Source organism: Ferrovibrio sp. (genome assembly GCF_036381655.1).
Classification (GTDB): Bacteria; Pseudomonadota; Alphaproteobacteria; order Ferrovibrionales; family Ferrovibrionaceae; genus Ferrovibrio.
Window position 1 is genome coordinate 14,977 of the sequence record NZ_DASVCJ010000008.1, and the last position, 23,205, is coordinate 38,181.

Here is a 23,205-nt window from a genome sequence, read left to right on the forward strand (position 1 = left end):
GAAGCCCGCCGCGAATCCTCACTTCTTGGAGGATTTCGGCGGTGCGCGCAGCACTTCCTCCGCCGCCTTCAGCACCAGGTCGGGGCCCTGCTCGCCGGGCTGGGCAACATGGCCCGGAGGCGCGACCTCCTGCTTTTCCTGCTGCTGCTGCGGCGTCTCGTTCTCGTCGGTCTCGCGCGAGGCGGTCAGCTCGCGCCGCGCCTTCAGCGCCGCCGCGATCTGGTGATCGCGCTCGTTCCAGGCTTCGATATCCGGAGTGATGCCGACCTTGTCGATCGAGCGGCCCGACGGCGTGAAATAGCCGGCGGTGGTGATCTTCATGCCGCCGAATTCGCCGAGCGGGATCATCGTCTGCACCAGACCCTTACCGAAACTCTGGCTGCCGACGATGATGGCGCGGTGGTGATCCTGCAGCGCGCCGGAGACGATCTCCGAGGCCGAGGCAGTGCCGCCGTTGATCAGCACCGCGATCGGCTTGCCGTCGGCGATGTCGCCGCGCTTGGCGTTGTAGCGCTGGCCTTCGTCGGCATTGGTGCGCAGCGACCGCGTCGAGACGATCTCGCCCTGATTCAGGAAGGCGTCGGCCACCGAAATCGCCTGATCGAGCAGGCCGCCCGGATTGTCGCGCAGGTCGATGATATAGCCCTTCAGCTGCGGCCCCATCTCGGCCTTCAGCTTCTCGATCGCCGCCGTCATATCCTGCGTGGTATGCTCGTTGAACGAGGTGATGCGGATATAGGCGAACTCGTCCTGGCGATGCGAGCGCACCACCTGGGTGCGGATCACCGCCCGGGTCAGCTTGACGTCGAAGGTCTTGGCCGTGCCCTGGGTGCCGCGGCGGATCGTCAGCACGATGCTGGTATTCGGCGCGCCGCGCATCTTCTCGATTGATTCCTGCAGCGACTTGCCCATCACCGGCTCGCCGTCGAGATGGGTGATCAGATCGCCGGTGAGAATGCCGGCCTTCTTCGCCGGCGTATCGTCGATCGGCGAGACGACCTTGATCAGGCCGTTCTCCTGCGTGACCTCGATACCGAGGCCGCCGAACTCGCCGCGCGTCTGTACGCGGGCTTCCTGGAAATTGCGCGGCGGCAGATAGACCGAATAGGGATCGAGCGAGGCGAGCATGCCGTTGATGGCCGCCTCCATCAAATCCTCGTCCTTGGTGTCCTTGTAGTAATCGTTGCGCACCCGCTCGTATATCTCGCCGAACAGGTTCAACTGCCGATAGGTTTCGCTGGATTGCAGCGTGCCGACCTTGCTGGGCGCGGCGAACAGCGCCACCGAACCCATCAATGCGAAGGTGCAAACGCCACCGAGGAGGAAATTGCGCATCAGCCGCTTACCTTTCTGTCGCCCGAAGCCAGCCAGGGAAGGGGGTTCACCGGCTCACCCTTCCGCCGCAGCTCAAGATATAGAACGGGTTTCTCGCTTGTCGTGGCGGATCCGCCCATCTGGCCAACCGGCTCGCCGGCGAGAACCCATTGGCCGACCGTCCGGTCGATCCGTCCAAATCCCGCCAATAAACTATGATATCCACCGCCATGCGCGATGATCAAGAGTTGCCCATAGCCGCGGAAGGGGCCGGCGAACATCACTTTCCCGTCAGCCGGCGCGACGACCTGCCCGCCGGGCCGGGTTTCGATGCGGATTCCGCGCAGAGGCAAGCCATTTTCGTCCTGCTGGCCGTAGCGGCCGATGATGCGGCCATGCGCCGGCAGGGCGGCGCTGCCCTCCAATGCGGCATAGGCTTCCGGCGGCTCCTGGTCGGCGGCCTTCGGCGCTGAGCCGCCGGCCCTGGCCTTGGCGCGCGCTTCGGCGGCCTTCCTTTCGCGCTCCTGCCGCTCCTGCTCGAGCAGGCGATCGACCAGCGCGCGCAGATCCTTGGCCTGGGCGGCAAGCTGGCTGGAGCGTTCGCGTTCGCTCTCGCGCCGCTCGGCGGTCTGCATCGCCGCGGCATTGGTTTCCGCCTGCAGGAATTCCAGCTCACGCCGCTCGCGATCCAGTTGCGCGATCGCGGCGCCCAGCCTTTCCTGTTCGGCGGCGACGCCGGCGCGCAGCTTGGCGAGCCGCGTCAATTCCTCCTTCAGGCGCGCCGCGCGCGTCTCGATCTCGGGGATCAGCGCCGCCATGAGCTGGCTGGCGCGCACCATGTCGAGCGCCGAGCCCGGCGCCAGCACCATCGCTTCCGGCGGCTGGCGCGACAGGTGGGCGAGCGAGGCCAGCGTCTCCGCCATTTCGCTGCGCCGCGTCCCCAGGGCGGCCTGCGTCGTCTTTTCTTCCGCCAGCAGCTTGGCGAGCTTCTCCTCGCTCTGCGTCACCAGGTCTTCCTGGTTCTGCAGCTGGCGCGCCGCGGCGACCAGCTTGCGCTGCAGCTCACGCTGTTTCTGCGCCAGCCTGGCGGCTTCCTGCGACAACTGCTTCTGACGCTCGCGGCTTTCCTGCAGCTGCTTCTGCACGTCCTGCAGTTGCTGCTGCGGCGCGGCGGCGCCTTCCGCCCGCGCAGCGCCGGCGGCGACGCCCGCTGCGCCGAAAAGAAGGCATGCGGTCAGCGGTGCGACGAGCTTGCGCAAGTTCTTAAGCGAGGCGGCGTGCGGGTGCGCGGCCCGCCGCATCGGGCTGGGCGAGGTTGCGGCCGGTCATCTCGAGCGGCTGGGCCATGTTCAGGAAATGCAGCAAGGTCGGCGCGATGTCGCAGAGCCGGCCGTCCTGCAGGGCATAGCCATCGGTGCGCGCCCCGACCAGCAGCAGCGGCACCGGATTGGTGGTGTGCTGGGTATGCGGCTGCCCGGTGGCGGCGTCGCGCATCTCTTCGAGATTGCCGTGATCGGCGGTGATCAGCATGATGCCATTGGCCTTCTGCACGGCATACTCGACCTTCGCCAGGCAGCCATCGATGGTTTCCGCCGCTTGCACCGCCGCCGCCAGCGAGCCGGTATGGCCGACCATGTCCGGATTGGCGTAGTTGACGACGATCAGGTCGTATTTGCCGGATGCGATCGCGGCGGTCAGCTTTTCGGTTACGTCCGGGGCCGACATCTCGGGCTGCAGATCGTAGGTCGCCACCTTCGGCGAGGGCACCAGGAGGCGGTCCTCGCCGGGAAACGGCTGCTCCTCGCCGCCGTTGAGGAAGAAGGTGACATGGGCGTATTTCTCGGTCTCGGCGATGCGAAGCTGCGTCTTGCCGCGCTTGGACAGCGTCTCGCCCAGGGTGTTGGGATAGCGCACCGGCGGATAGGCGGTGGCGAGGAAGGCGTTGAGCTGCGCGGAATATTCCGTCATGCCGACGGCGGCGGCGACGCGCACCACGCGGGCGCGCTCGAAGCCGTCGAACTGCGGATCGAGCAGGGCCAGCAGGATCTCGCGGGCGCGGTCGGCGCGGAAATTCGCCATCAGCACGCCGTCGCCGTCCTGCATGCCGCCATAGCCGGCGACGACGCTCGGCGTGACGAATTCGTCGGTCTCGTTGTCCAGATAGGCCTGCTCGACGGCGGCCTCGGCGCTGGTCGCCGGCTTGCCCTTGCCGAGCACGATGGCCTCGTAGGCCTTGGCGACGCGGTCCCAGCGCTTGTCGCGGTCCATGGCGTAGAAGCGGCCCGAGACGGTGCCGAAACGCACGTCGCGGCGGCCATCCACGGCAGCGCGGAACTGGGCGAAGAAATCGAGCGCGCTTTTCGGCGGCGTGTCGCGGCCGTCGGTGAAGGCATGGATCATCACTGGCACGCCGAGGCTGTCGAACACCTTCACCAGGGCGGCCATGTGCTCCTGATGCGAATGCACGCCGCCGGGCGAGAGCAGGCCGAGCAGATGCAGCGTGCCGCCGGAGGCCTTCAGCTTCACGGCCAGATCGCGCAGCGCCGGATTGCGCTCCAGCGTGCCGTCGGCGACATCGTTGTCGATGCGGCCCAGATCCGGCACGGCGATGCGGCCGGCGCCGATATTCATATGGCCGACCTCGGAATTGCCCATCTGCCCGTCGGGCAGGCCGACATCGCGCCCCGAGGTGCCGATCCGGGAAAACGGCCGGGTCTGCAACAGGCGGCGATAGGTCGGCAGCTTTGCCTGGGCCAGCGCGTTATCGGCGGGATCGTCGCGCAGGCCCCAGCCATCCAGGATGCACAGGACGACGGGGCGGCGGTTTTCGGCGGTCTGGGTCATGGCATTCTGCGGTGAAAGCTTTGAAATTCAGGCATTACATAGCGCAAGCATGCGGTTCCGTCACGCCGGGCTTTCCCCTGACACTCATCGATTTGGCGATCATTCGCTAATCGCGATGGTAGGGATGCCCGGTCTGCAAGCTCCAGGCGCGGTAAAGCTGTTCCAGCAGCAGCACCCTGGCGAGCAAATGCGGCCAAGTCATGGCGGACAGCGACAGGACCAGCCGGGCCCTGGCCAGCACCGCCTTGTCCAGCCCGTCGGCGCCGCCGATCAGGAAGGCGACGTCCTGCTCGCCGCCATCGCGCCAGGCGGCCAGCGTTTCGGCGAATTGGCGGCTGGTGAGGCTTTTGCCCTTTTCGTCCAGGGCGACGATGACGGCGCCCTTGGGCAGGCCGGTCAGCAGCAGGGCCGCCTCGCGGGCGCGCCGCTCGATCGCGCCGCCGCCGGATTTGCGGTCCTCGACCTCGCGGATGACCACCGGCCAGGGCAGCCGGCTGCGGTAATCGTCGATCAGGCTTTGGGCCGCGTCATGCTTGGCGCGGCCGGCCCGGCCGACGCAGGCAATTGTGATCTTCATGCCGCCAGTCTAGCCGACCGGCGGCGAGCCGTCAGGCGGCGGCGGGCTCCGGAATGGCGGCGCCCCACATCTTCTCGAGATTGTAGAAGCTGCGCACTTCCGGCCGGAAGATATGCACGATGATATCGCCGGTATCGATCAGCACCCAGTCGCCGGCGCTCTTGCCTTCCGCCTTCACCTTGCGGCCGGTCGCCTGCGCGATGCGCTCGACCAGATGTTCGGCGATGGCGCCGACCTGACGCGAGGAGCGGCCCGAGGCGATCACCAGGAAATCGGCGATCGAGGATTTGCCGGTCAGGTCGATGGATACGATCTCCTCGGCCTTGTCGTCGTCGAGCGATTTCAGGATCAGCTTCTGCAGCTTCAGCACATCGGCGGGAATGCCGGTTTTCCTGGGGGCAGTTTTGGCCGCTGCCTTGGGGCTTTTCGCCTTCTTCGGTGCGGCACTGGCCGTCTTTTTGGCTGCGACAGCCTTGGTCTTGCTGGCCGGAGCCGCCTTCTTCCTGGCGTCCGGCTTGGTCTTGGTGGCGGCCTTGGGCTTGGACCCGGCGGCCGCGGCAGCGCGTTTGCGCGTCGTGGTGGTTGCGATGGCTCGGCCCTCCTGCGTTGCACATGCGATCCGGCTGGCCCGAATCGCCATCATTCTATCGCGACTCGGGGTTATCCACAATTACGGCCATGGGAAACCACCTAGCGCAACGGGCGGTTCAGAGAAGCCAGAGCCAGGTCACCAGCGCAAAAATCGGCAGCAGGACGGGCACCGACCAGGCCATATAGCCGAAAAAGCTCGGCATCCTGACGCCCGCTTGCTGGGCGATCGCCTTGACCATGAAATTCGGCGCATTGCCGATATAGGTCAGCGCGCCCATGTAGACGGCGCCCATCGAGATCGCCAGCAGGGTGGAGGCCAGCGGGCCCATCAGGGCCTTGGCGTCGCCGCCGGCCATGTTGAAGAAGACCAGATAGGTCGGCGCATTGTCGAGGAAGCCCGACAGCAGGCCGGCCAGCCAGAAATACATCTCGTCGCGCGGGCCGCCCTGGGCGTTGGTGGCCAGCGCGATGATGTCGTGCAGGCTGCCCTCGGCGCCGGCGCGCAGGATGGCGATTACCGGCACGATGGTGACGAAGATGCCGGCGAACAGCTTGGCGACTTCCACGATCGGCTCCCAGTCGAAGCCGTTGCCGGCCCGCGTCTCGCGGCGGGTGAGCAGCAGCGACAGCCCGGCCAGCGCCAGCAGGATGACGTCGCGCACCAGATTCTGCAGGGCGATCTCGACGCCCCAGACGTCGATGCTGACGTCGGGCTGCCAGGAGCCGGACAGCAGCACGGCGCCGACCACGCCGGCCAGCAGCAGGATGTTGATGCCGCCATGCAGCCGCACGTTGGTATCCGGCGTCGGATCGCGGGTGATGCCTTCCTTCACATAGAAATAGCGGTCGATGACATAGAAGAGCGCCAGCAGGATGGCGCTGATCAGCAAGGTCGGCGCGAACAGCGCCTCCATGGTCCAGAAGAAGCGGACGCCCTGCAGAAAACCGAGGAACAGCGGCGGATCGCCGAGCGGGGTCAGCGCGCCGCCGATATTGCCGACCAGGAAGATGAAGAAGATTACGACATGGGTGTTGTGCCGGCGGTTGTCGTTGGCGCGGATCAGCGGCCGGATCAGCAGCATGGCGGCGCCGGTGGTGCCCATCCAGCTCGCCAGCACGGCGCCGACGGCGAGAATGCCGGTATTCAGGCTCGGGCTGCCATGCAGGTTGCCGACGATGCGCACGCCGCCGGCGATGGTGAACAGCGACAGCAGCAGGATGGTGAACGGCAGGTATTCGTGCAGGGCGACCTCGAGCACCGCATGGGCCGCGGCGCCGGCGCCGTCGCGGACCGCGAAGGGCACCAGGAAGGCGAGCGCCCAGACGACGGCGATCTTGCCGTAGTGATGATGCCAGAAGGACGGCGCCAGCAGCGGAAACAGCGCGATCGACAGCAGGATGCCGATGAAGGGCAGGCCCCAATAGAGCGACAGGCCGGCGCCGTCGATGGCGGTGGCGGCTTCCGCCGCCGGCGCGGCGAGCATCGACAGGGTTACGCCTGCGCCGCCGACGCGAAGCACGGATGCCATCATCAATAAACCCCCTCCAGCCATACCTGTCGCAGTTTTCCGCGACAGATATGGGGACGGAAGAGCGAGATGACAACCCTTCGCAGCTGGCCGGGCGGGCTAGGACAGGAAGAACAGCAGCGTGACCAATGCGAAGCTGGGCAGCAGGATGCCGCAACTCCACATCATGTAGCCGAAGAAGCTCGGCATCTTCACGTTCATTTCCTCGGCAATCGCCTTCACCATGAAATTCGGCGCATTGCCGATATAGCTGTTGGCGCCCATGAAGACGGCACCGGCCGAGATCGCCATGAGGGTCTTGGCGAGGCTCTGCATCAGCGTCGCGGCATCGCCGCTCGCCATGTTGAAGAAGACGAGATACGTCGGCGCGTTGTCGAGGAAGCTCGACAATATGCCGGCCAGCCAGAAATACATCGCGTTGTTCGGCGAGCCGTCGGGATGCGAGGCCAGGCTGACCAGCGGGCCCAAGGCGCCGCCGGTGCCGGCGCGCAGGATGGCGATCGCGGGAATGATCGTCACGAAGATGCCGCCGAAGAGCTTGGCGACCTCGATGATCGGTCCCCAGCTGAATCCGTTGCCGGCGCGGGTTTCCTTCGTGGTCAGCCTCAGCGAGGCATAGGCGATGACCAGCAGCAGGATGTCGCGCGCCAGATCCTGCAGCGCGACCGTAACGCCGAAGATGCTGAGGTCGATGCCCGGCTTCCAGGTGCCGGACAGCAGCACCGACAGGATGATGCCGCCGAGCAGGATCAGGTTCACGCCGCCTTCGATGCCGATCGGGCTGTCCGGCGTCGGATCGGCCGCGACGATGCCTTCCTTGCGGTAGAGATAGCTGTCGATGGCGTAGAAGACGCCGAGCAGCAGCACGACCACGAAGAAAGTCGGCAGGAACAGCGCCTGGGTCGTCCAGAAGAAATCGACGCCCTTGAGGAAGCCGAGGAAAAGCGGCGGATCGCCCAGCGGCGTCAGGGCGCCGCCGATATTGGAAACCAGGAAGATGAAGAAGACGACGACATGCACGTTGTGCTGCCGGTTGTCGTTGGCGCGCACCAGGGGGCGGATCATCAGCATCGAGGCGCCGGTGGTGCCCATCCAGCTCGCCAGCACCGTGCCGATGAACAGCATCGCCGTGTTCAGGCTCGGGCTGCCCTGCAGGTTGCCGGTCAGCCGCACGCCGCCGGCGACGGTGAACAGCGCGAACAGCAGGATGATGAAGGGGATGTATTCATGCAGGGCCACTTCCAGCAGCACATGCGCGGTCGGGCCGATGCCGAGATCGAGTGCAAAAGGCACGACGACGCACAGGCCCCAGAAGGCGGCCACCTTGCCGTAATGGTGATGCCAGAATTTCGGCAGGAACAGCGGCATCAGCGCGATGGAAAGCAGGATGCCGGCGAATGGCAGCGTCCAGACGACGCCCAGCGCCGCGCCGTTGAGCGCTTCCGCGGCCTGCGCCGGTGCGGCTGCGCCGAGCGCCAGCAGCGCCGCCAGGCCGATTGCCTTGAAAATGCTGGATGAAGCGGCTGCCCTGGCGCCGCCGATGGCACGAAATACGGTCATGCTCCCCCCACAGAACTGGCCCGTACCTTAGCGGCGCGGCACGGGGGTATCAATGCGCGGGCGGAGTTGCCGCCGGCGAATGGTTCAGGTGGTTCGGCCGGCGAAAGGCGGGCGTTTTTCCGCCAGTCCGGCCGGATCCTGGTGAATGATCACCTCGGCGCCGGGGAACAGCCTGAGCAGCTCGGCCTCGACCTCGTCGGCGATGCGGTGCGCCTCGTGCAGCCGCATATCGGGATCGAGTTCGAGATGGAACTGGATGAAGGTCTGATTCCCCGACTGGCGGGTGCGCAGATCGTGCATGGCCAAAGCGCGCGGATGGGCGCGCACGGCCTGCTTGATCCGCTCGCGGTCGGCATCGGCCAGTTCGCGGTCCATCAGGTGATCGAGTGCGCTGCGCACGATGTCGATGGCGCTGCGCACGATGACGACGGCGACGATCAGCGCGCCGACCGGATCGAGCCAGGCGAAACCCGGGCGGCCGCCCAGCACGAGCGCGACGATCACGGTGGCATTGGTCAGCAGGTCGCCGAAATAATGCAGGCGGTCGGCGGAGATGGCGAGGGATGCGGTGCGGCGGATCACATGGCGCTGATACAGCACCAGCAGGCCGGTCAGCAGGATCGACAGGCCCATGACGGCAATGCCCGCCAGTCCATAGGCGACCGGCTTCGGAGTGATCAGCCGGTCGGCGGATTCGACGATCAGAAACAGCGCCGAGCCGATGATCAGCGCGGCCTGACCCAGCCCGGCGAGCGCTTCGGCCTTGCCGTGGCCGAAGCGGTGTTCGCGGTCGGCCGGCGTCAGGGCATGGCGCACGGCGAACAGGTTGAGCACCGAGGCGAGCGCATCCAGCAGGCTGTCGACCAGCGAGGCGAGCAGCGCCACCGAACCGGTCGCCAGCCAGGCCGCCAGCTTGGCGGCGATCAGGATCGCGGCGACGCCGACCGAGGCATAGGTCGCGCGCCGCATCAGCCGCGCCTTCAGCGCGGGATCGTCGATGCTGTCGCGGTCCGGCTGCTCGCTCACGGCACGATTCACGGAAACAGGCGCCTGCTCGTCCAGGCCGCCTTGCCATCGGGGCTTTCGCTGCGCCGGTAGACCAGGCGGTCATGCAGTCGGAAGGGCCGGTCGGCCCAGAATTCGATGCTGATCGGGCTGATGCGGAAACCCGACCAGTAGGGCGGGCGCGGCACCGCGCCGACCAGATATTTCGCCGCGTATTTTGCCACGGCGGCTTCCAGGGCGAAGCGGCTCTCCAGCGGCCGCGATTGCTGCGAGGCCCAGGCGCCGATCTGGCTGTCGCGCGGGCGCGAGGCGAAATAGGCATCCGCCTCGGCGTCGCTGACCGGGCTGACGCTGCCGCGGATGCGCACCTGGCGGCGCAGGCTCTTCCAGTGGAACAGGGCCGCCGCCTGCGGATTGGCCAGCAGCTCGCGACCCTTCTGGCTCTCGTAATTGGTGTAGAAGACGAAGCCCCGTTCGTCATGCGCCTTCAACAGCACCATGCGCAGATTCGGCAAGCCATCGGCGTCCGCGCTCGCCAGCGCCATGGCGTTGGGATCGTTCGGCTCGCTCTTCTCGGCTTCCGCCAGCCAGGCGGCGAAATGGGCAAAGGGTGTCGGAAAGGCTTCCATGACGGTGGACTATCCTTGCTGAACAGGCCGCACTGAACAGGCCGGACCGAATCGGTGGGATGAATCGGTCGGGCCGCGGCGAAATGCCTGATTCATATCTGATTCATATAGGGCGAGGCCGCAACAATACCTAACCCTTGCCGCATTCCCGCCGCAATCCCTTCGCATGTTTTCGCGGTGCCCGCCAGGGGCATGCCTTAGAGGAATTCACCACCATGCGCGCGCATGAGAATAAGAAACAGGTAGCGCCATTCATCGCCGTGCTGGCCATGGCCGGCCTGCTCGCCGCCTGCGCCAACGACACCGGCCCGAAACAGGGCGTCGGCACCGTGCTGGGCGGCGTCGGTGGCGCCGTCGCCGGCGCGCAATTCGGCAAGGGCACCGGCCAGCTGGTCGGCGTCGCCGCCGGCACTCTGATCGGCGCGCTGCTCGGCTCCGAGGTCGGCAAGTCGCTCGACAAGGCCGACCAGCAGTATATGAACCAGGCCAACCAGCGGGCTTTCGAAACCGCGCCCTCGGGCACGCAGGTGTCCTGGCGCAATCCCGATAGCGGCAACGCCGGCACCGTCGTGCCGCAGCCGGCCTATCAGGCCCGCAACGGCGAATATTGCCGCGAGTTCCAGCAGACGATCACCGTCGGCGGCCAGACCCAGCAGGGCTATGGCACCGCCTGCCGCCAGCCCGACGGCAGCTGGAAGGTCGTCCAGTAACCCTTATCCCCGCAGCATCCGTCACTGCTGCGCGTCTTCAGCGTTTCGTTCCTTTCCCCCCAGACTCAACGGCGCGTTCCCAGCCGGAACGCGCCGTCTTTTTTTGCTCAGGCCTTGCCGAGGATCAGCGCCGCATTGACGCCGCCGAAGCCGAAGGCATTCGACATCGCATAATCGATCGGCTTGCGCCGCGCCTCGTTCGGCACCAGGTCGATGCCGGCGCAATCGGCATCGATCGTGTCGAGATTGCGCGTCGGCGGCAGCAATCCGTCGCGCAAGGCCAGCAGGCTGTAGATCGCCTCGACGGCGCCGGCGGCGCCGAGCAGATGGCCGATCGCCGATTTGGTCGAGGACATCGACACCGTGGCCAGCGTATCGGCGAAAACCGCCTTGACGGCGGCGATCTCGGCGGCATCGCCGACCGGCGTTGCCGTGGCATGCGCGTTGATGTAGCCGATCTGGCGCGGCGTAAGCTGCGCGCCGGCGAGCGCGATCTGCATGGCGCGCCGCGCCCCGGCGCCGGATTCGGGTGGCGCCGTGATGTGATGCGCATCCGCCGTGGTGCCGTAGCCCAGCACGCGGCCGAGGATTGCCGCGCCGCGCCGTCGCGCCTGCTCTTCCGCTTCCAGCACCAGGATGCCGGCCCCTTCGCCCATGACGAAACCGTCGCGCGCCGCATCGAAGGGCCGCGAGGCCTTCTCCGGCTCGTCGTTATGCGCGGTGGCCAGGGCGCGCGCCGCGGCGAAGCCGGCGATGCTGACGCGGTCGATGCAGGCCTCGGCGCCGCCGGCGATCATGACGTCGGCATCATTGGCGCGGATCAGCCGCGCCGCATCGCCGATCGCCTGCGCGCCGGCGGCGCAGGCGGTCACCGGACAGCCGAGCGGGCCTTCCAGGCCCCAGCGGATCGAGATGTGGCCGGCGGCGAGATTGCCGAGGAAAGACGGGATCACGAAGGGCGACAGCCTGCGCGGGCCCGACTGCGCCACCGTGCGGGTCGCCGCGGCGATGGCCGGAAAGCCGCCGATGCCGGTGGCGACGATGCAGCCGGATCGCTGCCGCTCGGCCTCGCTTCGCGGCTGCCAGCCGGCCTGCTGCATGGCCTCCGCCGCCGCGGCGAGCGCGAACTGGATGAAGCGGTCCATCTTGCGGCGGTCCTTCACGGGCGCCGCCCGCTCGGGATCGAAGCCCGCGGCATCCTCGGCGATGTCGGGGACGATGCCGGCGATCTTGGCCGGCAGGTCGGCGGTATCGAAGGCGGCGATCCGCCGCAGCCCCGATTGCCCGGCGGCCAGCCGCGCCCAGTTCGTCGCCACGCCGGCGCCCAGAGGCGTGATCAGGCCGATCCCGGTTATCACCACGTTGCGCATGGTATCTCCTGCATATACAATAGATGCATATACAGCTATATGGCATGCTCCGGCTTTGCAAGAGGGAGCGGACGCGGTAATTAGGCATGATGACCCGCAAACGCAGCGATCCCGCCGATGCCGCCTTCAGGCAGCTCAACGAAGAGGGCTGCACCGTCATGCGGCTGCATATGGCCGCGCGGCTCGGCCAGCAGCTTTACGGCGAATACATGGCCGAGGCCGGCCTGACCAGCCCGCAATTCGGCACGCTCGCCTTTCTCTATCGCGACGGGGTCCATGCGGTGAGCGAGCTGGCGGTGCTGCTCGGCATCGACCCGACCACGCTGACGCGCAATCTGCGGCTGATGGAGCAGCGCGGCCTGATCACCCAGGCGCCCGCCGCGCAGGATCGCCGCCGGCGCGAAATCCGCCTCACTGCCGAAGGGCATCGCGTCTTCCGCAAGGCGCTGCCGCTGTGGCAGAAGGCGCAGGCCACCCTGGCCGAACGGCTCGGCCAGCTCCAGGTCGCCGACCTCAACCGCCGGCTCGACGATGCGCTGCCGCGGTTGCGCGGGACATGATTGATTGAGGCAGGAAGAGGACGCAGCCATGCAGAACCATCTGTTCGATCTCGCCGTCGAAGTCGGCCCGCCGCAGACCGTCGGCCGGACGGAAGCGGGCGAGCGCCGCTGCGTGCCGATCACCGGCGGCAGCCTGCGCGGCAGGCTCAACGGCCGCGAGGTATCGGGTCGCGTGCTGGCTGGCGGCGCGGACTGGCAGATATTGCGGCCCGACGGCATGGCCGATCTCGACGCCCGCTACATGCTGGCGCTGGACGACGGCGCGCAGATCGAGGTGTGGAGCCGCGGCCTGCGCTGGGGCTCGCCAGAGGTGATGGCGCGGCTGGCGCGCGGCGAGACGGTGCCGCCCGATGCCTATTACATGCGCACGGCGATGCGCTTCGAGACCGCGGCGGCGGATCTGCAATGGCTGGTGCACAGCCTTGCCGTCGGCCTCGGCGAGCGCCAGCCCGACAAGGTGCTGCTCAAGGTCTATGCGGTCGACTGATCGCGCGGATGCGCGCGCAGGATGCCATGGATCAGCACGGCTCCGTCGGCGCCGCGGCGCTCGGCCTGTCCGATCGCCTGCAGCCGGAGGCCCTGCCGCGCCGGATCGGCGAGCGCGAAGCTGACCTCGTCGCGCGCCGCACCGTCGCGCAGGCGCTGGTAATGGCGCCGCACGGCGTCGCGGTCGGCGGCGGCGACCTGCTCCAGCAGGCCGGCCAGCGAAGCCGGACGCGATTGCGGAACCAGACCGATCAGCCGGTAGAATTCGTCCGACCAGGACAGCCGCCCGGCCTCGCCGTCCCAGGTCCAGCTGCCATGCCCGGCGATCTGCTGCGCCGCCGTGAATTCGCTCAGGATGGCGTGGTAGGCCTGCTCCAGTTCCGCGTGATTGGCTTCCGCCGCGGCGCGGGCGCGGTCCAGCTCGGCGATCAGTTCGGCATTGCGCAGGCGCAGCGCGCAGCGCAGCCGTTCGCGGCGGTTGCTGTTATGGGCGACCAGGCTCATCGCCGTGGCCAGCACCAGGCCGAGCAGCAGCATGTAGATCACCGGCAATTCGCCCGAAAGGAACCCGCGCAGATAGATCGGCACCGACATCGCCAGCAGGAAGGCGTAGTAGGACGGCAGATGGGTCGAGCGTGAGTTCAGGCTGCTGGAGGAAAGGCCGGCCCAGGCCACCGCCATCACCGCCTGCAGCTTCGCGTCGCCGGCCGGAAAGTACAGAAAGCAGAGTAGGCCCCAGGTCAGGCCGGTGAGCGCCGAGCCGAAGGCGAAGCGCCAGCCCCAGGCGGCCGGGTCCGGCAGGTGGCCGACGACATTCTGCATCGCGCTGCGCTGGCGGTCGAGATACCAGGTGCCAAAGGTATAGAGCGCGGTGAGGCCGACGATGCTCCACCAGGTGGCGTAATCGCGGAACAGCACGAAAGCGCCGAACAGCATCGGGAAGGGGACATAGCGGACCGGCCAGCTCAGCTGGTACAGCCGCTCGACCATCAGGCCGTCGATCTGCGTCTCGCGGCCAGCAAGGAGCGTTTCATCCTCTTCCGCCAGCCGCTGCAGCAGCGCGGAGGGCATTCCGCGATGCTCGTTCACCTCACATGATCCCCCAACCCGACGATTGCACCCGGCGGCTACGCGCGGCAGGCAGCGAAGCCTAGCACCGGCCGGACAGCCCGGCCAGCGATTGTTGCCTCAGGCGGTTATTGCGCCAGGGAGTGTTGCGCCAGGAATTGTCGCGTCAGGCCGGATCGGCCATCTCGGCCCGCAGCTTCTGGCGCAGGATGTCGATCGGCTTGCGCTTGCCTTCCACCTCGATATGCCAGAAGGCCCAACCGTTGCACGCGCTGGCGCCCATGACATGCGCGCCCATCTTGTGGATCGAGCCGACGGCATTCGCCGTGGCCAGGCTGCCATCGGCGCGCACCTTCGCGGTGAAGCGGCCGCTCTGGTCGGTCAGCACGGTGCCTGGCGCGAGCAGGCCGCGTTCGACCACCCAGCCGAAGGGAATGCGCGGCTCGTCGCGCTTGGAGCGGGTGACCTCGATATCGTCGGGCGCGACCGGCTGCACGATGCTGATGCGCCGTTCGGCCGCCTTGGCATAGGTGGCGTCGCGTTCGATGCCGATGAAATGCCGGCCCAGCCGCTTCGCCACCGCGCCGGTGGTGCCCGAGCCGAAGAAGGGATCGAGCACCACGTCGCCCGGCTTGGTCGAGGCGATCAGGACGCGATGCAGCAGGGCTTCCGGCTTCTGCGTCGGATGCGTCTTGGCGCCGTCGGCGCCGCGCAGCCGTTCGGACCCCGAGCAGATCGGGATCAGCCAGTCGGAGCGCATCTGCAGATCGTCGTTCAGCGCCTTCATGGCGTCGTAGTTGAAGGTATAGCCCTTGGCGTCCTGGCTCTTGGCGCACCAGATCAGCGTCTCATGCGCGTTGGTGAAGCGCTTGCCGCGGAAATTCGGCATCGGGTTGGTCTTGCGCCAGATCACGTCGTTCAGCATCCAGAAGCCGAGATCCTGCAACTGGGCGCCGAGGCGGAAGATGTTGTGGTAGCTGCCGATCACCCAGATCGTGCCATTGGGCTTGAGCAGCCGCCGCGCCGCCTGCAGCCAGGCCTGGGAGAAAGCGTCGTATTCGCCGAACGAGCCGAACTTGTCCCAATCGTCGTCGACCGCATCGACCACGCTGTCGTTCGGGCGGCGCAATTCGCCGGAAAGCTGCAGATTATAGGGCGGGTCGGCGAAGATGCAGTCGATGCTTTCCGCCGGCAGCTTGTTCATCTCCGCGATGCTGTCGCCGATCAGGATCCTGTCGAGCGGCAGTTTCGCCGGTGCGGCCATCCGTCCCGGCACGGCGGCGGCGATGGTCTTGGCCTTGGCGGTGCGCCGATGGCTGTCCGGGCTGGTGGCGGTCACGAGGCGCAGATGGCCCTTGCGGAGCGGTTTGCGGACTTGGTCGGTCGTCGAGGCCATTGCGGATCATCCCCCAAAAATGGTCCGCAAGTCATTAGATTCTTTAGGTTATTAAGAGGTTAACTCTAAATCTAGAGTCAGTTGCTCCTGTACAGGCGCAAAACCTAGTCTGTGATGGGGGGTGATTCCGGCCGCCTTCAATCCGGCGAAATGCGATGGCGTGCTGTAGCCCTTGTTGCTGTCCCAGCCATAGGCGGGGTAGCGCAGATGCAGTTTGGCCATGGCGCGGTCGCGGGTGACCTTGGCGATGATCGAGGCGGCGGCGATGGACAGGCTGAGCGCGTCGCCATCCACCACGGCGGTGGCCGGGCAGCAGAGCTGCTTCGGGCAATGGTTGCCGTCGACCAGCGCATGGTCCGGCACGACGCGCAGGGCGGCGACCGCACGGCACATCGCCAGCATGGTGGCATGGAAGATGTTGAGCCGGCCGATCTCGGCCACGCTGGCCGCGCCGATGCCGATGCGGGCGCTGCGCATGATGCGCTCATAGAGGTCTTCGCGCTTTTCCGCCGTCAGCTTCTTGGAATCGTCGATGCCGCGCGGCACCCGCCTGCGGTCCAGGATCACCGCCGCGGCGACGACCGGCCCGGCCAGCGGACCGCGCCCGGCCTCGTCGATGCCGCAGACCAATCCCCCCAGCCGTTTCTCGAGCGCAAAATCCGGCAATCCCGCCCCCTTTTCGGCTTTGCCCTCATTCCGTCACCGCGCGGCATTATAGCGGCACCCGACTTGCTTGCAGCCGCAGCGCTGTGGAAAACTCGGTTAAATTTCATCCAGGAGGCAGATATGAGCGCGGCGCCGCCCAGCCCTTCGCCGATCGACCCGGATGGCGAAATCCTGACCCGCCGCGACGGGCCGGTTTTCGTCATCGGCATCAACCGTCCGGCCAAATTGAACGGTTTCACGCCAAAGATGCTGCGCGAGCTGGCCGCCGCCTACACCGCTTTCGAGCAGGATGCCGCCGCGCGCGTCGCCGTGCTCTATGCCGAGGGCGCGCATTTCACCGCCGGGCTGGACCTGCCCAAGGTGGCGCCCTTCATCGCCCGGAAGAACCTGCTGCGCGCGCCCGACCAGATCGACCCCTGCAACAACCTGCCGCCCTTCCGCACCAAGCCGGTGGTCTGCGCCGTGCAGGGCATTACCTTTACGCTGGGAATCGAACTGATGCTGGCGGCCGATATCGTGGTGGCGGCAAGCGATTGCCGTTTCAGCCAATTGGAAGTCAAGCGCGGCATCATGGCGACGGGAGGCGCTACCATCCGCATGGTCGAACGCGCCGGCTGGGGCAATGCCATGCGCTATCTGCTCACGGGAGACGAATTCGACGTCGCCACCGCGCTCAGGCTCGGCTTCGTGCAGGAGGTCACCGAGCCGGGCGGACAATTCGCCGAAGCGATGCGGCTGGCGCGCTGCATTGCCGAGCAGGCGCCGCTCGCCGTTGCGGCGACGCTGCGCAACGCGCGGCTGGCGGTGGAACAGGGACCGGCCGCGGCGGTCGCCGATTTCGCACCGACCCAGGCGCTGCTGATGGCAAGCGAAGACGTCAAGGAAGGCATCGCCAGCTTCGTCGGGAAGCGCGCGGCGCAATTCAAGGGATGCTGAACCGAATCATGCTGCGGTCCTTGCTGCTCAGTCTGTTCACCGTGTTCGCCCTGGCGGCGGCGCCGCTGCAGCCTGCCGCGGCGCAGATATTCATGTCGCCGGAAGAGGCCAAGAAAGTCGGCTCGCAGGAGCATCCGAAAATCCTGCAGCAATTCGGCGGCGCCTATGACGATCCCGATATCGGCGCCTATATCGCCGGCATCGCCGGTCGCGTCGCGGCGCAGTCGGGCGAGCCGCCCGGCAACTTCACCTTTACCGTGCTGAACTCGCCCGTCGTCAACGCCTTCGCGCTGCCCGGCGGCTATGTCTACATCACGCGCGGCACGCTCGCCCTGGCGAATGACGAGGCCGAGGTCGCCGGCGTGCTTGGCCATGAAATCGGCCATGTGATCTCGCATCATTCCGAGAAGCGCTACGACAAATCCGTCTTCACCAATCTCGGCGTTGCCGCCGGCTCGATCCTCGGCTCGATCTTTCTGGGCCAGGGCGCCGGCCAGGCGATCGGCCAGATCGGCCAGGTCGCCGGCGGCGCCTATCTCGCCTCCTTCAGCCGCGAGAACGAGACCGAGGCCGACCTGATCGGCGTGCGGCTGCTCTCCAAGGTCGGCTATGCGCCGGATGCGCAGGCCGCCTTCCTGCAGACCTTGAGCGATTACAGCGATCTGGAAAACAAGATGGCGGGCCAGGCCGGCAAGGACCGCCTGAACGATCTGTTCGCCACCCATCCCGGCGGACCGCAGCGCGTGCGCGACGCCATCCGCGAGGCGCAGACCTATCCGCCGAGTCCGATCTATCGCCGCGACGAGTATCTCGACCATATCGAAGGCCTGGTCTATGGCGACGATCCCAAGGAAGGCGTGGTGCGCGGCCACAGCTTCACGCATCCCGGCCTGCGCCTGAGCTTCTCGGTGCCGGACGACTGGAAGATCTCGAATCAGCCCGATGCCGTCATCGCCAGCAAGGGCGGCAATTACCAGCTTCAGTTCGACATCGAGCGCGACAAGAAGAAGGTGCAATCCTCGCGCAGCGCGCTGGACTATCTCACCCGGCTCTGGGTGACGCGGTTTCGCCTGAACGAGGCGGAAGCGATCACGGTGAACGGCATGCCGGCGGCGACCGGCTGGGCGCGCGTGCAGGCCAAGAGCGGCGACAATGTCGATGCGCGTTTCGTCGCCGTCGGTTTTCCCAGCGACGACATCGTGCGCTTCGTCATCATCGCGCCGGCCGGCCAGCTCAAGTCGATCGAGGCGACGATGATCAAGAGCGTGAACACGCTCAAATACCTCTCGCCGTCGGAGGCCGCCGCGGTCAAGCCGCTGCGGCTGCATGTCGTCACGGTGCAGGCCGGCGACACGGCCGAGAAGCTGGCCGAGAAGCTGCCGTTTTCGCGCTACAAGCTGGAGCAGTTCCGTGTGCTGAACGGCCTGCGCGCGGGCGATGAGTTGAAACCCGGCCAGCGCATCAAGCTGGTGGAATGAGCGCTTTTCCTTCCGGCGTATAAAGAGGCGGCCAAGAAACTCCCCGCGCCCGGCCATGACGGGGAGCGGTGAGAACTCGTTCACAAAGATCGTCACCCTTGGGCTTGTCCCGAGGGTCCAGGCGGCATCGCCGAGCCTCGCAACGAAGCCGCGCCCGTGATCAGTCGCTGCTGAAATCCCGCTGCAGGTCGGCGATGTCGCCGAGCCGCCGGCGCAGGCGTTTGAGCGCCTGGTGCTCGAGCTGGCGCACGCGCTCCTTGGAGATGCCGAGCCGGGTGCCCAGCCGTTCGAGCGTGACGGCCTCGTCGGTAAAGAACCGCGCCTGCACGATGATGCGTTCGCGTTCCGGCAGGGCGGCGACCGCTTCGCCCACCCAATGCGCGCGCAGGCGCGTATCGCGCCGCGCCATCGTGGTTTCTTCCGGATTGGGCCGTTCGTCGACCAGCAGATCCTGCCAGGCGGCCTCGCCGTCCTCGCCGACGGTGGCGTTGAGCGAGCGGTCGGAGGCGGCCAGCCGGCTTTCCATATGAATGACGTCACTTTCGCTGACATTGAGCTGCCGCGCCAGCTTGCGCCGGCCTTCCAGGGTCAGCGCCTCGCGGCCGCCGCGTTCGATCTTGGCGCGCAGGCGGCGCAGATTGAAGAACAGCGATTTATGCGCCGCCGTCGTGCCGGTACGCACGATCGACCAGTTGCGCAGCACGAAATCCTGAATCGCCGCGCGGATCCACCAGGCGGCGTAGGTGGCGAAACGCACCTCGCGCTCGGGCTCGAAGCGCGCCGCGGCCTGCATCAAGCCCAGGTTGCCTTCCTGGATCAGGTCGTTCAACGGCAGACCGTAATGGCGGAAGCGGACGGCGGTGGAAATCACCAGCCGCATATGCGGGGCGACCAGTTTGTGCAGCGCCCTTTGATCCTGGCGATTGCGCCAGCTCGCCGCCAGCGTCGCCTCCTCGTTGGGCGAGAGCAGCGGCAGCCGCATCGCGCGGCGCACGAAGGCGCGATCACTGGCATCGGAGGAAGCGGCGTTGACCCGTTCGGCAATCATGGCTGCTCCGCAATCTGGGAAGCTATTTATCCATGGAATTTACGACGGAATTAGGGCAGTGGTTCCCTCACGCTTGCGTGTTTAATCCAGGGCAGGCGGGCAACGCACGCTTCCGCGCCAAAGCGCACCCGTCCGGGTGCAAACCGGCGGCGGGATTTTCCACTGGCGGGATCGGCGGTTAGATCGCGAAACTCTCGACCACGGCGCCGTCGAGGCTGAAGCAGGCGACGTTGAGCGCGCCGCCGAAGCCGGCGCCGCCATCGAGGCAGCAGGTGAAGGCATCCAGATGGGCGCCTTCGCCGCGCGGGTTGCAGCCGCTGATCACCCGGCGGAAACCGGCATAGGGCTGATTCAGGCTGCGGAAGGCAGGCGATCCCCACCACAGATGGTCCGATTGCGCCGCCAGCGCGATATTGGGGTCGATGCCGGCATGCACGAACAGCAGCTCGCCGCCCTCGGTATAGGCGGCGCGGCGCAGGCAGCCGAACAGCTCGTCATGGCCGGGATGCCGCCGGATCGTGGCGCGCAGGGCGTTGGTCCAGCGGCTGATGCTGAGCGCGCCCTCGCGCAGCACGGCCTGGGCCTGGGCCGGCTCGATGCCATAGCCGCGCAGCATCGGTTCCATGCCGTGCCGCAGCATCCAGTCCAGCACCTCGCGCGGCGACGGGGCGAACTGGATCTGCAGCAGCTTGCGCCACATCTCCTCCTGCGCGCCGCGCAGGTAGACGATGTCCTCCGGCTCGGCGCCGGGCAGGCAGAGGAAATCGCGCCGGAACGCCAGCAATTCGTCCAGGGTTTCGATCGTGGCGGCGCCATGGCCGATCAGGTTGCCGAGATAGACCAGCCGGTCGCCGGGCAGCAGCCGGGCGGCCAGTTCGTGATGCGCCTCGCGCAGCCGCTCGATCTCGGCATGGATCGCCGCCACCGCCCAGACCCGGCGGGCATGGCGCAGCACGGCGAAGGCTTCCGAGGCGCCGGTGGAGGCGGCGGTTGCGGGGCTGCCCGGTTTCCCGCCCGGGATGGCGGAGCTCGTTTGTAGCGCGGACAAGTGTTCTCTGACGAATCGGGCCGTAAAAGCGGTGCCGACGCGGAATCCTAGCCGAGCGGCCTGGCAAAACGAAGAGAAAAGCAGGCCGATCGCGGCGCCGAGGTGTGACCTTTTCGCGCCAGGATTCGCATCCGGCCGGCTTTCGTCTTGTGCCGTCGCGTCAGGCGGCCTTGAGGATCTTTTCCAGCTTCTTGGTTGCGGATTCCTCATCGATCCGCTCGACGGCAGCGAGTTCGCGCATCAGGCGATCGAGCGCCGATTCATAGATCTGCCGCTCGGAATAGCTCTGATCGGGCTGGCCGGCATTGCGGTGCAGATCGCGCACCACCTCGGCGATCGAAACCGGATCGCCGGAATTGATCTTGGCTTCGTATTCCTGGGCGCGGCGGCTCCACATGGCGCGCTTGATGCGGGCGCGGCCTTTCAGCGTCTCCAGCGCGGTGCGCATCTTCTGCGGCGAGCTGAGCTTGCGGATGCCGACGGAGGCGACTTTCGACAACGGCACGCGCACCGTCATCTTGTCACGTTCGAATTCGACCACCATAAGGTCGAGTTCGAAGCCGGCGATCATCTGGCGTTCGATGCGCAGAATCTTGCCGACGCCATGGGTGGGATAGACGACATAGTCGCCGGCTGCGAAATCGACTTTGACTTTGGCTGGCACGGGCTTAAGCGAAACGACTTTATTCACGTTGGGGACTGGCTTGGTTTCGAGGGCTGCCGGCCGCATCGGCTGCGGCAGAGGACGGCTCGGCGGTGCCGAGACGGCCATGGGTTTGGCCGGTGCCGCGGGCTTGGCGGCAGCAGCCGGTTTGGCGTGGCCCGCCTTGGCGGCGGCGGCCTTCGCCGGCGCGGCCTTGGCCGGCGCCTTCGCAGCCGGCTTGGCGGGCTTGGTGTCGATTTTCTTCTTCGCCGGGGCCGGCTTGGCGGCCTTGGCGCTGGTCTTGGCCGGCGCCTTGGCGGCGCTTTTCGGCTTCGGGGCGGCCTTGGTGGCGGGCTTCTTGGCGGTGGCGGCGCGCGCGGCGGGTTTGGCCTTGGCCGGCTTGCTCTTGCCGGCGGCTGCGGTCTTTGCCTTCGCTGGGCTTTTTGTCTTGGCTTTCTTCACTGGCCACCCTCGCTGTTAACGCACTCCGTGCCCGGACATTCTGGTGTCTGAGGCACCCTGCTATGACGCCGCGTCGCTTCTCTTCCCCGCGGATGACCGAATACCGACCGGTCAGGCTCGTGAGAACCCGAGAGAAGACAAGTATCGGTCGAAACCTATCTCTCGGATGCTACCCAAAGTCGCCGACCAAACCCGGGATTCAGGAGCCATCCTCCCCTTCCGGCCCGATTGCGGCGGAAGGGTTATTGTTCATGGCCAAAATATATCACAGCAGGGCGGTAATGCACAGCAGCCGATGCGATGCAGAAAAGGCATTGACTGCACGCGAAGGTGGAAATCGCCTATTTCCCGGTTCCGTCGCCCGGTTCCGGGCTGAAGAATTTCTCGAACTTGCCCTCCACGCCCTTCCATTCGTCGGCATCGGCCGGGGGCGTGCCCTTGCGGGTGATGTTGGGCCATTTGGCGGCATATTCCCGGTTCAGCTCGACCCAGGCTTCGGCCCGGCTGTCGGTGTCAGGCAGGATCGCCTCGGCCGGGCATTCCGGTTCGCAGACGCCGCAATCGATGCATTCGTCCGGATGGATCACCAGCATGTTCTCGCCGACATAGAAACAGTCGACCGGGCACACCTCCACGCAATCCATGTACTTGCACTTGATGCAGGCTTCCGTAACCACGTAGGTCATCGATGTTGTCCTCGCTTATTGGTTCTGGATCTATGCGGCGTGCACAGGCATCGCCGGCCTCGTGGCGCGCCAGTTTGATGCAGGGGAGCCTCAAGGGCGCATATTGGCTTCACAATTTTGTCCTTCTGGTCGGCCCGATAATCGGCTCGACCACCACTGTCGGGCTCGAGTTTGGCAGGGCTATAAAGCAATATTTATAATACATCTTATATGCTGATCGGACAAAAGCAAGATGGCCTGTCCATGATTTTTCGCGACGGGAGGCATGCGCCGTGCGCCTGCATGCGCAATCGGGCAGAGGCCGCGATGACGTTGCGCGATCGGGTCACGCCCCGCCCGAAGGCCGACGCATCCTTCTAATGATCTTCACGAAAGATGTGTAACATTCGCTTGGTCAACATTGCTGTGAGTGGGAGGATGGCTGGCAGCGCGTGGCGGCCGGCGCGCCTGACGCCGGAGCAGATGGAGGAGCGCCGCTTGGCCGCGGCAGCCCTGTTGCGCCAGGGGCGGCTGACGCAGGCGGCGATCGCGCGGCGCCTCGGCGTGAGCCGGGCGAGCGTCTCGCGCTGGGCCGCGGCCCTGCGCCAGTGCGGCCGGCG

The 23,205-nt window shown here is 66.7% G+C and carries 23 protein-coding genes; 6 read left to right on the forward strand and 17 right to left on the reverse strand.

Features of this window, described 5'->3' with window-relative positions:
- Positions 1–18 precede the first annotated feature (18 nt).
- The 9 genes from VF194_RS02050 to pdxH all read right to left on the reverse strand — a co-directional run bounded on the left by VF194_RS02050 (position 19) and on the right by pdxH (position 10,049).
- On the reverse strand, positions 19–1,335 hold the full coding sequence (locus VF194_RS02050) for a S41 family peptidase (RefSeq protein ID WP_330887519.1): 1,317 nt from the start codon (positions 1,333–1,335) through the stop codon (positions 19–21).
- Entirely contained in the window at positions 1,335–2,573 is a 1,239-nt protein-coding gene (locus tag VF194_RS02055; protein WP_330887520.1) for a murein hydrolase activator EnvC family protein, read from the reverse strand. The genes VF194_RS02050 and VF194_RS02055 overlap by 1 nt, the downstream gene beginning before the upstream one ends.
- 4 nt (positions 2,574–2,577) lie before the next feature.
- Positions 2,578–4,158 carry a 2,3-bisphosphoglycerate-independent phosphoglycerate mutase gene (gene gpmI / locus VF194_RS02060; protein ID WP_330887522.1) on the reverse strand — a complete coding sequence of 527 codons (1,581 nt, stop codon included), beginning with the start codon at positions 4,156–4,158 and terminating at the stop codon, positions 2,578–2,580.
- 106 nt (positions 4,159–4,264) lie between these two features.
- Positions 4,265–4,735 carry a 23S rRNA (pseudouridine(1915)-N(3))-methyltransferase RlmH gene (locus VF194_RS02065; protein ID WP_330887524.1) on the reverse strand — a complete coding sequence of 157 codons (471 nt, stop codon included), beginning with the start codon at positions 4,733–4,735 and terminating at the stop codon, positions 4,265–4,267.
- Between the two features lie 31 nt (positions 4,736–4,766).
- Positions 4,767–5,378, reverse strand: coding sequence for a ribosome silencing factor (gene rsfS, locus VF194_RS02070; protein ID WP_330887526.1), 612 nt, complete (start codon positions 5,376–5,378; stop codon positions 4,767–4,769).
- A 64-nt stretch (positions 5,379–5,442) separates the two neighbouring features.
- Positions 5,443–6,858, reverse strand: a complete 1,416-nt coding sequence (locus VF194_RS02075) for a sodium:proton antiporter (protein ID WP_330887528.1) — start codon at positions 6,856–6,858, stop codon at positions 5,443–5,445.
- A gap of 96 nt (positions 6,859–6,954) precedes the next feature.
- Positions 6,955–8,415, reverse strand: a complete 1,461-nt coding sequence (locus VF194_RS02080) for a sodium:proton antiporter (RefSeq protein WP_330887530.1) — start codon at positions 8,413–8,415, stop codon at positions 6,955–6,957.
- 84 nt (positions 8,416–8,499) lie between these two features.
- Entirely contained in the window at positions 8,500–9,441 is a 942-nt protein-coding gene (locus tag VF194_RS02085; protein ID WP_330887532.1) for a cation diffusion facilitator family transporter, read from the reverse strand.
- Between the two features lie 8 nt (positions 9,442–9,449).
- Positions 9,450–10,049, reverse strand: coding sequence for a pyridoxamine 5'-phosphate oxidase (gene pdxH, locus VF194_RS02090; protein WP_330887534.1), 600 nt, complete (start codon positions 10,047–10,049; stop codon positions 9,450–9,452).
- Positions 10,050–10,264: 215 nt separating this feature from the next.
- Between pdxH and VF194_RS02095 the strand changes: the two genes are divergently transcribed.
- A complete protein-coding gene (locus VF194_RS02095) occupies positions 10,265–10,759 on the forward strand; it encodes an RT0821/Lpp0805 family surface protein (RefSeq protein ID WP_330887536.1) in 495 nt (164 codons plus the stop codon).
- Positions 10,760–10,866: 107 nt separating this feature from the next.
- Here VF194_RS02095 and fabF read toward each other — a convergent pair whose 3' ends face one another.
- Complete coding sequence (gene fabF / locus VF194_RS02100; protein ID WP_330887538.1) at positions 10,867–12,129, reverse strand: beta-ketoacyl-ACP synthase II; 1,263 nt, start codon at positions 12,127–12,129, stop codon at positions 10,867–10,869.
- An 86-nt stretch (positions 12,130–12,215) separates the two neighbouring features.
- Between fabF and VF194_RS02105 the strand changes: the two genes are divergently transcribed.
- Entirely contained in the window at positions 12,216–12,689 is a 474-nt protein-coding gene (locus VF194_RS02105; RefSeq protein ID WP_330887540.1) for a MarR family winged helix-turn-helix transcriptional regulator, read from the forward strand.
- Positions 12,690–12,717: 28 nt separating this feature from the next.
- Complete coding sequence (locus tag VF194_RS02110; protein ID WP_330887542.1) at positions 12,718–13,176, forward strand: DUF3237 domain-containing protein; 459 nt, start codon at positions 12,718–12,720, stop codon at positions 13,174–13,176.
- On the opposite strand, the gene VF194_RS02115 is transcribed toward VF194_RS02110, so the two are convergent.
- The 3 genes from VF194_RS02115 to VF194_RS02125 all read right to left on the reverse strand — a co-directional run bounded on the left by VF194_RS02115 (position 13,161) and on the right by VF194_RS02125 (position 16,305).
- Positions 13,161–14,264, reverse strand: coding sequence for a hypothetical protein (locus tag VF194_RS02115; RefSeq protein ID WP_330887544.1), 1,104 nt, complete (start codon positions 14,262–14,264; stop codon positions 13,161–13,163). The genes VF194_RS02110 and VF194_RS02115 overlap by 16 nt on opposite strands.
- A 145-nt stretch (positions 14,265–14,409) precedes the next feature.
- Complete coding sequence (locus VF194_RS02120; RefSeq protein ID WP_330887564.1) at positions 14,410–15,507, reverse strand: site-specific DNA-methyltransferase; 1,098 nt, start codon at positions 15,505–15,507, stop codon at positions 14,410–14,412.
- Between the two features lie 183 nt (positions 15,508–15,690).
- Positions 15,691–16,305 carry a ribonuclease HII gene (locus VF194_RS02125; protein ID WP_330887546.1) on the reverse strand — a complete coding sequence of 205 codons (615 nt, stop codon included), beginning with the start codon at positions 16,303–16,305 and terminating at the stop codon, positions 15,691–15,693.
- Positions 16,306–16,425: 120 nt separating this feature from the next.
- On the opposite strand from VF194_RS02125, the gene VF194_RS02130 reads away from it, so the two are divergent.
- Entirely contained in the window at positions 16,426–17,241 is an 816-nt protein-coding gene (locus VF194_RS02130; RefSeq protein ID WP_330887548.1) for a crotonase/enoyl-CoA hydratase family protein, read from the forward strand.
- A gap of 8 nt (positions 17,242–17,249) precedes the next feature.
- Entirely contained in the window at positions 17,250–18,719 is a 1,470-nt protein-coding gene (locus tag VF194_RS02135) for a M48 family metalloprotease (protein ID WP_330887550.1), read from the forward strand.
- A 160-nt stretch (positions 18,720–18,879) separates the two neighbouring features.
- On the opposite strand, the gene VF194_RS02140 is transcribed toward VF194_RS02135, so the two are convergent.
- The 4 genes from VF194_RS02140 to fdxA form a co-directional block, all read right to left on the reverse strand.
- The gene (locus VF194_RS02140; protein WP_330887552.1) at positions 18,880–19,767 is read right to left on the reverse strand and encodes an RNA polymerase factor sigma-32; all 888 of its coding nucleotides are present in this window, start codon (positions 19,765–19,767) and stop codon (positions 18,880–18,882) included.
- A gap of 178 nt (positions 19,768–19,945) precedes the next feature.
- Entirely contained in the window at positions 19,946–20,815 is an 870-nt protein-coding gene (locus tag VF194_RS02145; RefSeq protein ID WP_330887554.1) for a hypothetical protein, read from the reverse strand.
- Between the two features lie 160 nt (positions 20,816–20,975).
- Positions 20,976–21,479, reverse strand: a complete 504-nt coding sequence (locus tag VF194_RS19775; protein WP_414656066.1) for a CarD family transcriptional regulator — start codon at positions 21,477–21,479, stop codon at positions 20,976–20,978.
- Positions 21,480–22,261: 782 nt separating this feature from the next.
- Positions 22,262–22,606, reverse strand: a complete 345-nt coding sequence (fdxA, locus tag VF194_RS02155) for a ferredoxin FdxA (protein ID WP_330887558.1) — start codon at positions 22,604–22,606, stop codon at positions 22,262–22,264.
- Between the two features lie 417 nt (positions 22,607–23,023).
- On the opposite strand from fdxA, the gene VF194_RS02160 reads away from it, so the two are divergent.
- Positions 23,024–23,205, forward strand: a 182-nt coding sequence (locus VF194_RS02160) for a helix-turn-helix domain-containing protein (protein ID WP_330887560.1), incomplete at its 3' end; no start/stop codon positions are given.